General features: G+C 64.8%; 4 protein-coding genes. 1 reads left to right on the top strand and 3 read right to left on the bottom strand.

Annotated features, from left to right (window positions below; translation table 11 throughout):
- Window positions 1–116 precede the first annotated feature (116 nt).
- Both A5694_RS10270 and A5694_RS10265 read right to left on the bottom strand, forming a co-directional pair.
- The gene (locus tag A5694_RS10270) at window positions 117–3,296 is read right to left on the bottom strand and encodes a class I SAM-dependent DNA methyltransferase (RefSeq protein ID WP_234787911.1); all 3,180 of its coding nucleotides are present in this window, start codon (window positions 3,294–3,296) and stop codon (window positions 117–119) included.
- A 3-nt stretch (window positions 3,297–3,299) separates the two neighbouring features.
- Entirely contained in the window at window positions 3,300–6,587 is a 3,288-nt protein-coding gene (locus tag A5694_RS10265) for a helicase-related protein (RefSeq protein ID WP_234786545.1), read from the bottom strand.
- Between the two features lie 207 nt (window positions 6,588–6,794).
- Between A5694_RS10265 and A5694_RS10260 the strand changes: the two genes are divergently transcribed.
- Window positions 6,795–8,060, top strand: coding sequence for a hypothetical protein (locus A5694_RS10260; RefSeq protein ID WP_234787910.1), 1,266 nt, complete (start codon window positions 6,795–6,797; stop codon window positions 8,058–8,060).
- A gap of 324 nt (window positions 8,061–8,384) precedes the next feature.
- Here A5694_RS10260 and A5694_RS10255 read toward each other — a convergent pair whose 3' ends face one another.
- Complete coding sequence (locus tag A5694_RS10255) at window positions 8,385–9,047, bottom strand: DUF6338 family protein (protein WP_064921726.1); 663 nt, start codon at window positions 9,045–9,047, stop codon at window positions 8,385–8,387.
- Window positions 9,048–9,103: the final 56 nt, after the last annotated feature.

The raw sequence follows: 9,103 nt of genomic DNA, 5'->3' as shown, positions 1-9,103 counted from the left end.
AATGGCAAGTCACCCGCCGCTACCTCTCCGATATCTCCATGGACGAACTACGAGTGGTCATCGCGAAGAAGCACGCGGCGGCAGCACTTGCCAAACAACACCAAATCACCTAGCGTTCAACATGACTCGTTGATCGCAACGCGTGAACCACGCCAGATCCGAAGTCCACCACTCCCCGGGACGCTATCGTCCTTCGCCCGGATTTCAGTGAAGTGGCTTTCCGGATGAATAAGACCCGCAACCCCTTCCGGCGCCATTGACCGCCACGTCCGTTCCATAAAACAGCGGTAAAGGTCCGTCCGGAGCCCCGCCAAGACGGGTCGGTCCACGCCAGAACCGAGATGCTCGGTGACCCCGGTCTGTTCGGCCCGCTCGTCGAGAAACCAGTCCAGCGCCCCCGGCTGCGCCAACGTCTCTTCACGCTTACGAACCTTGACCGGCTCGGCCGGCTTCTCGGTCAACGCCCACCAGGGGTCAAACTCCGCAAGCACCCCGGCTTCGTCCCAGTCGGGCCGCACCCACGGCGGGTTTCCAACTTGCAGGTCGAAACCACCACGGGCGAACACCGGCGCGAAGTCGAGCTCCCAGTGGAAGAAGCCTTGCGTCTCGGCGATCGAATCGCACACCCGCAGCCACGGAAACCCGTCCAACGCCTTGCCAATCGGCAGTGCTTGGCCGAAGGTGCGGTCGGTGTCTTCGGCTACATCAAGTTCATGCCAGGTCAGATCACCGGCCAAGCTGGTCTGTCCATACTTCTCGAACTTGCCGGCCTTGGGCGGCACACCCAACACCGCTTCCAGCCCACCAACCCACTGGTCCCAGTCCGGTGGTTCGATGTCGGTGGTCAGGGGCCAAGACCACAGCGCACACCACGCATCCATCACCCGGCGCAGCCGCCGGTAGGCGCCGTTGTCGTCATGCAGGACGGCTTCGATCTGTTCACGGGTCACCACCGGCTGCGGCTGATCAATCGGCGGTTGCCCCCACAGGTGGATGTCGCGGCGGATCTCGGATTCGGCGATGGTCAGCCGGCGTTGGGCAAACTCCCATAAGGTTTCCACCCGCTGGGCGAGTGCGGCCAGCCGCTTCTTGATACCCCCGCTCGGGTTGCAGCGAATACTGTTGCGCCACAACCGTAGACCTTCGCGTTTCTCGTGAGCGTAGGTTTTGGCTTCGGGAGTGTCGATCACCGCGCCCCAGCCCTGGGCGGGAAGCAGGAAGTGGTGGATGCCCGCGCCTATCTCCTCGCCCAGCGGCACATCTTTGGGTACTTCTTTGAGCCACGCCCTCTTGGCCAGCAGCGTCGGCGCATAGACCGCACGACGGGCCCCGATCAGCGAGTTGCCGCGGCGCAGGTGCAGCCCGAACCATGGGGCACCCAGCCCAGCAACCATGGTGTCGAGCCAGAGCGAGATTTCGGCGAGCTCAACCGCAGTCGCGTTGAGGTCCACCCCGTACACCTGGTGCAGCGCCAGGTAGGCCTTCACCTTTTGCAGTTCGACTTGGTATTGGTCGGCATCGATAACTTCGCCGCGGTCTTCCTGGGCGCGTTTGAGATATTCGACGGCCAGCTGGCGTACCGCTTCGATGGCGAACGCCCCAGAGCCGAGCGCGGGCTCGCAGATGGTCAGCGCCAGAATCTGTTCGGGGGTGGTGCGCTGCCCGTCCTGATCCAGCAGCTCCGCGAGTGCCTGGGACACCACGAATTTCGTCAAAACTTCGGGGGTGTAGTAGGAGGCCGACTGTTGGCGTTCCCTACCGGCTAGCCGGAACACGAAGGTGCCTGCCGGATGCATCACCGCTACCGATTCGCCGGTCACCTCGTTCGGCTTCATCACGAAGTCGGATTTCGACAAGTGATCCGACCGTGACACCGGCACCACCCAGGAGCCCTTCTCCGGGTCACCGTTTTTCGCGACTTCGTAGAGGTCTTCGTCGGCGAAGAACCCGGTGTAGGACATCAGGCCCTCATACACCGCGCCGAGCTGATTGATGCCGAGTTCGGCGTAGGAGATGAATCCGCGGTCAGCTCCCTTGCGGCCCTTGGATTCTTTGGACAGCAGCAGGTGTTCCAGCACCTGCTGGGTGGCTTCGTTGCTCAGCCTGACCTGGTCGATCAGCGCGGTGGCTTCTTTGGCGAATAGGTCGGCGCGCAGCGCGTTGAACTCCAGGCCGGGAGCCGGGTCGTCGACAATGTCAGCTTTGGGCGGGGTGTGGCCGGCGTCGACCAGCCGGAATAGCGTCGCCAACGACTCATACAGGTGGGTGCCGGATTTCGCCGCCGAGGAGACTAGCTCGGTCAGCGTCAGCTCCCGCAGCCGGTCCAACCCGTAGCCCTCGCCGTATTCGGGTGCGCCCGAGGGCAGCACCCGCAGCTCGGGGGATGCTTCGGCGTAGAGCAGGAACAGGATGCGGTAGAGAAACCGCAAAGCGTGCTTGGCCAGCTGTTGGGCGTCGATGTCATCGAGCGGCAAGCCCCGCTGGGCGCGGCGGGCCACCACGTCGTTGGCGATGATCTCGATCGAGAGCCGAATGCCCTCCCGTAGATCCTTCGACACCCCGACGGTGTGTTTGATCGAGTCGTCGAGAACACCTGCCCACCAGATGTTTCCCTCGGCATCGGGCAGCAGGGCTTGGCTGCCGAGGATGGCTGCCGCCCGGTCGATCTCGCCGCCGCGGGTTTCATCGCGTCGTTCGGCCACCACCAACAGGTCCACCGCAAGGTAGCGGCCTTCGGCCCAGCGTTCGGCTTCGGCGAGCAGCACCCATTGGCCGGCTTGCACCAGCACGAATGCCGGTGGTTCGTCGGCGCGGAATGCCGCCGAGATCGCCTTGGAGACCGCTTCGATCGGTTTGCCGTCTTCCTCCCCGGCGTCCAGCAGCTGGCTGGTTTGCGGGTCGAGCAGATCATCGATCGACTCGACCGGGTGGGCTTGCAGCAGCAGAACACTGCTGACACCGGGCGGTTGAGCGTTCGGCAGCCGCAGCTCGGTTCCAGCTCGTTCCCCGGTGAACTCGGTGAGAGTCTCGGGGTAGCCGAGGGTGCGGCGCACGAGAGTGTGCGCGTCGCGGGCAGCATCGGGGTTTTCTGCCAGTGTCGACAGCGTGGTTTGCAGCTCGCGGGTAGCAGCCAGCAGCCGGTGTCGGATGGTCTCGCGGCCTTCCTTGGCTTCGGCGTCCCACTGCTTGCGCAGCTCGATCACCTTGCCTTGGAAGGATTCCCGGGCCGAGTCGGTGGTGAAGTAGTGCTCGCTGATCCAGTCCTCGCCGACGACGATCGAATCGTAGGAGGCCACGGTCTATCGGTCCTTTCCAGAAACGATCACCAGCAGCGGACGCACCAGCTGCTGGGTGGGAGCCAGCAGGTCGGCCAGCTGTTGTTCTTCGGTGATGCGTCGGCCCAGTTTGGTGACCCGGGAGCGTTGCGCGCCTATCGCTTCCAGGTGCTTGGCGGCCTCATGCCAGCGGTCGGCGCGTTGCCGCCATGCGGTGAGTCGCGCGGTGGTGGCTTGGTCTTGCGCGTCGAGTACCCGGGCCATTTCACGCTGGGCGTGCTCGACCGCGACCGGGATCAGGGCGCGGTAGCGTTCGGCGTCAGCGATCGGTCCCGGGTTGGAGGATCCCGGTTTGAGGCCGGTGTCGGTGGTGAGGAAGGCCAGGTCTTCGAGCGCTTCGACCAGGCAGAAGCTGGGGTTGTTCGGGTTGGGGAATGTCGCGGTGGAGAACACCCGTGAAATCAGTTGGCCGCGTTTGTTGGTCAAGGTGCCCATCAGCAGCACGGTGGGGGCGTCGACGTCGCCGCGGATGGCGAACACCTGGTTGCGCCCGAGTGCGGCCAGGGCGCGGTCGGCCGCCCAGTCCAGCACCGGGTGCAGCGGGCCGAGGTAGTGCGCTTCGGGCCAGGTGGTGTTGTTGACGCCCTTGCCGTCGCGGGCGGCGCGCAGCTGCGCCTCCCCCACCGCGGTGGTGGTGGCCAGCTTCAGCCGTTCGAGCACCCGGCCGTGCAGTAGGTAGTTCTGCGGGAGCTGGCCGAGCCGCTGCCCCAGGTCTTTCGGCGGGGTGAACTCGGCGATGCCGTGCGCGGGGTTGACCTTCCAACCCACGCCGCCGTTGTTCGGTGGCGCGTGTGGCACGTCGTGGAACGCCGCGTGCAGGGCTTCGTTGAGGAAGGTCAGGTCGTCGGCGTACAAACTTTGCCGGGGTGCTTGCGGCAGCGGGGCGGGCGTGTCGTCAACCGCGTCGAACTGGGCGAAGAACGCATCCAGGTCGTCGCCGTCGGCGACCTGCTCGGCGGTGCGGACCGCGTCGTCGAGGTTGCGGCCCTTGGCCAACACGTCGCGGATGACGTTTTCTTCCTCGGTGACGCTGTGTTTGCCCATCAACGAAGCAACATCGCCGAGGGTGGTGTGCGCCTGAGTCTCGCGTTCCAGCAGCTTCGACAGCACCCGCAGATCACCGGAGAACTTCTCGTCATTGGGGTCGAGGATCAGCGAGGAGATCACCGGCGGATGCTTCTGGCCGTAGCGGTCGATGCGGCCGTTGCGCTGCTCGATGCGGATCAGGCTCCACGGGATGTCGTAGTGGATCAGGTGGTGGCACTGCGCGTGCAGGTTCACCCCCTCCGAAGCCACGTCCCCGGTGACCAGCACCCGGATCGGGGAGGTTTCCAGTTTGAAGCTGTCGACGATCTCCTGCTGTTCGACGTCGGAGAGCCCGCCGTGCAGCATCGCGATGTTCTCCGGTTTCAGTCCGGTCGCCGTGGGCAGGTGATCGCGCAGCCAGGTCAAGGTGGCGACCCGTTCGGCGAACACCACCGCGCGGGTTGGCTTGTCTTTGCCGACGCCGATCTCTTTCAGCCGATCGGTGAGCGCGGTGAACTTGCCAGCCGGGGTGGCGAGCGCCTTGGCATTGAGCTCGTCGAGGGCGTTCAGGGCTTCCAGTTCTGTGTTCTGCGCTGCGTCGCGACTGTTGAGTTTGCTGCGGCGGGCTTTGATCGAATCGTGTAGCGCCGCCGGCGACGACAGGAACGCTTTGGCCAGGGTCCACGGGAACAGGGCTTTGGTATCCCCGGAGTACGGAGAGCTTCCGGCGGGCGGGTACAGCCAGGTGGTGGAAAGCTCCGCGGCCACCGCATCCTCAGCCGGGGAAGGCGTAACCAGCCGGTGTACCGGTTCCGCGCGTTCGGCCCAGTCCCCGCCGACCTCTTTGGCAACGTCGGGGCTGTGCCGGTGCCGGCGGATCAGCAGCGACTCGACGTCCTGTTTGGTGAAGCTGCCGTCGGGATTGACCACGGTCGGGTCCAGCAGCCGTAGCAGCTCGGCGAAGGACTCTTCGCGGCCGTTGTGTGGGGTGGCCGAGGCCAGGATCAGCGCTTCGGTGTTGGGCGCCAGCACCCGGGCCAGCTCGTTGTTTTGGGTGCCGATGTTGGTGAGGTTGTGCGATTCGTCGATGACCACCGCATCCCACTGCTGGCGTTCCAGGTGCGCCTTGTAGCGGGGGCTTTTGAGCGTATCGATCGAGATGATCGAGCGTTTGAAGTAGGTGAACGGGTTGCGGGTGGCCGGCAGCTTCTGGCGCACCTTCTGGATGCCGGCGGAGTCCAGCCGCACGAACGGCAGCGCGAACCGGCACCACAACTCGTGCTGCATCTGTTCGAGCACATGCTTCGGGGTGACGATCAAGATGCGTTCGCCGCGGCCGCGTCGCACCAGCTCGGAAAGGATCATCCCGATCTCGATGGTCTTCCCCAGCCCGACCGCGTCGGCGATCAGGATGCGCGGGCGGATGTGGGCCGGGTCGAGCGCGGCGGTGATCGCAGCTTTCTGGTATTCGAGCGTATCGGCGAGCATGTGGGTAGAGACCGTGATCGCCTGATCGCCGTACGGGACGGGGGTTTTGCGCAGGAGGGCTTCCAGCCAGAGTCTCGCGTCGCGGTAGCCGGATGAGCCGTCGGCGATGACGTTGGCTTGTTTGGGGTCCTGCGGCTCGATCTTGTCGAGGCTGGAGTAGAAGGCGGCGGTGGTGTCGGCGACCAACTCGGACAGGCCACGCACCCGAACCAGCCAGCCGTCGGCACCCTGCTCGGCGGAGGTGACCAGCCACTGCTCGTCGCGGATGACCACGATGGAGCCGGGGGCGATGTTGAGGTCTTGCGGCGGAGTCGTCGGCGTCTCTGCCGTAGTGGTCACGTCGTCTCCAGTGTGCGGTGGCGGGTCGGGTTCATCGTCGGCTGAGTTTTCGCCGGCAGCGATGAACGCTTCGAGGACGATAGCCCGAAGGTTCTTGGCGTTCCGCAGATCCCGCAGATACTCCAGCTGGTCGCGCCGTTTGGTCAGCGTGCCGTCCTCGTGGCGAGTCTGCCGCAGGGCGGTGACAATCCAGTCCTGGGACTCCTTGTCGTGTTTGAGCCAGGTCTCTAGCAGGGTGGGCCAGGCCTCGCGGACGAACTCGTCTTTCGGTCTAGCGCCGTAGACCTCACGGAGCGCCTCGGCAGGGGCACAGTCGTCGCCGCCGGCGATCAGGGTGTGGCAGAGAGCGCCGAGCACGTCGGCCGGCAGATTCGACCAGCGGAACTTGTAGCTAGGCATTGGCCGGCCGCCCGAACTGCCGCCGGTGCGGACCGCCGCCCCACGCCCTGCCCATGTCGCCCCATCACGTCTACGTCGTGCTTCGGCGGCAATGCTAGGCGCGACGTTGGACCATCGGGGCGCGATCGCGCCGAAAGATCACCGCCATGGCCCGAGCTGTCGGCGGTCCTGCTTACACTCGGCAAAAATCCATCAGTGGAGGCCGCGGTGAACGATGACGCAGACAACCTTCCGGTACTTGCTGCGGACGGCGACGTCGTCGTGGCAATGCAGCCTGAAGGTCTTCTCGTCGGGGGCGACCCCACGGCGGTCGAGTCCTACCTGGAGCGTCTTCGCACGTCGGCTGGGCACGCAGTTCAAGTCACCGGCATCGGCAAGTCCTCACTGGGTAACGCCACAGGACTGCTCACCGGCGTCGCCGCGATCCTGGGCCAATCAGGCAAGTACGTGCAGCTACACCCCGACAGCATCAAAGCCGTCCAGCAAGGCAGGCTGATACCCGGCACCGACGGCTTCTTCCGGATGACGACCCGCGGCGCGGGCAACAAGTTCGTCGAGCAACTGCAATGGCGTCCGACCGCGATGGGCCCCCAGACACTCGTGTCGGCGCAAATGGTCGCGATGCAGTTGGCACTGAAATCCGCCATCGCCGAGGTTGAGAATGCCGTCCGCCGCGTGGAGGGCAAGGTCGAGCAGGTGCTTCAGCTTGCCCAAGCGGATCGAGCCGGCGACGTATTGGGCACCCACGCGGTTGTCAGCCGCAAGGTCAGCTATCTGGAGAAGCACGGCTCGCTGCCGGATGCGGACTGGGATGCTGTCGCGGGGCTCGGTCCGGCGCTCAACATCACGATCGAACGGCTTCGCAGCCACGTGACCAGGGTTCTGGACTCGCTGGCTCCGGGGTTGCCCGTCCAAGAGCGCGCGAACAAGCTGAAGGCCGTGGTTTCCGACAGTCTGATCGATGAAACCCTGAGCCTGCTGGTGGTTGCCGAGGAGTCGCTGTACAAGTGGCAGCGGGTGCGGCTGGCGCGGATTGAAGCCAACGAGGTCGATCACCTTTCACACGCGATCGATGATGCTCGTGATCTGCTCATGCACCATCTGTCCGAGGACGCCAAGCTGTACCGACGCGCACGCGACGTCATCGACGCGTTCGCTAAAACTGACGCGATCGATGGATTCCGGTTCGTGTCGGTAAAGCAGCTGGCTCGCGACCGCAACAAGCTCCAGGCGGACCTTGGCGCTTTTGCCAAGGCCCGGCGGAATCAGGTCGATATCTGGACGGCGTTCGAGGCGCCCAGCATTGGCGATGCCGCGGAAGCGGGTGTCGAATTGGCAAAGGAGACCGCCCGGAAGGCCCTCGCGGCAGCCGGGCAGGGGTTGATTAATATCAGCGAGCGGCTGGCCCAGCGAGCCGCGGAGAAGCAGCCCATGGAGAAAAGGGAGTCTCAGGCGGGCGAGGCGGCTGAATAACCACTAACCAGTCGACCGGCTCGTGCGGTTACGGCGAGGCGGTCGAAAAAATCCGTCCGATGTTGGCCCCCCCAACCGGCGACCTATCACCGGTGTTGCGCGAGGTGGTCCGACCGGCCGCATCGGATCGTCAGTTCGACCGAGACTCTCCGCTGGGCCGCGAGCCGTTGTTCGCCTTCGCGGGTTGGGACGCCGACGCTGGCGGCGGCTTCATTTCATTCCAGGGGACACTCGCCGACAAGTATCCACCCTTGGGCTCGAAACGGCCTTCCCGATTCTTCTTGCGCATCGCGGTGCGCCCCTCTCGTCGAGTTCAGTACCAGCTTACGTGTCGTAAAAGTCCAGGTACTGCACCTCGTTCCATCGGATAAGCAGGCCGCTCTCCCGGCGGTGCGGCTGCCCGTCATCGCCTAACCTAAAGCGTCCATCGGCGGTCAGCGCTACCTGCCTGGACAGGTACAGGTCCTGGTCGTCTGGATAGCCGGCGGCATACGAGCCATTCCACGCACCCCCGACACGACTTCCATCTTTGAGATGCAAGATGATCCAGCCCTTCCGGCTGCGATCGCTGAACAGGTAATCCCACGCACGCGGCGCCGGTGCTGCATCGGTATACAGGTTCACCAGCCGCACGACGGCTCGCTCCCACGTGGAGGCAAGCTGCCCGCTGCGATACCGATGCCCAAGCGCGGTGAACCGACCGAACACGAACGGAACCACCAGGTAGGCACACAGCAGCGCCCACAGCCAACCGCTCACCGGCCGGCCTACGCGAAAATGTCCCGTGACGACGTAGCGCGCGTACAACCAGTAGGTCAGCGGTGCGATGGCCACCTGGAATACAACGGAAAACGCCAACAACCCAAAGACCTGGTCAGCGCCGCGCAGTCCCCACCGTCCGGAACGTTGCTCGCGCGCCAACTCATATAGGGCGCCCGGCAAAAGAGCAAGGAGCGCAACCGCGAGCGCCTGAAAAGTCGACGGCATGAGGACAATTTACGGCCGTACTCGGGTGCTCGCGAACGGTTGCCCACAGCCAAACC

The sequence above is a fragment of the Mycolicibacter sinensis genome, from assembly GCF_001667945.1.
In the GTDB taxonomy this organism is placed as follows: Bacteria; Actinomycetota; Actinomycetes; order Mycobacteriales; family Mycobacteriaceae; genus Mycobacterium; species Mycobacterium sinense_B.
Note: the sequence above shows the minus strand (reverse complement) of the source record. Positions and strands in the feature narration are given on the sequence as shown.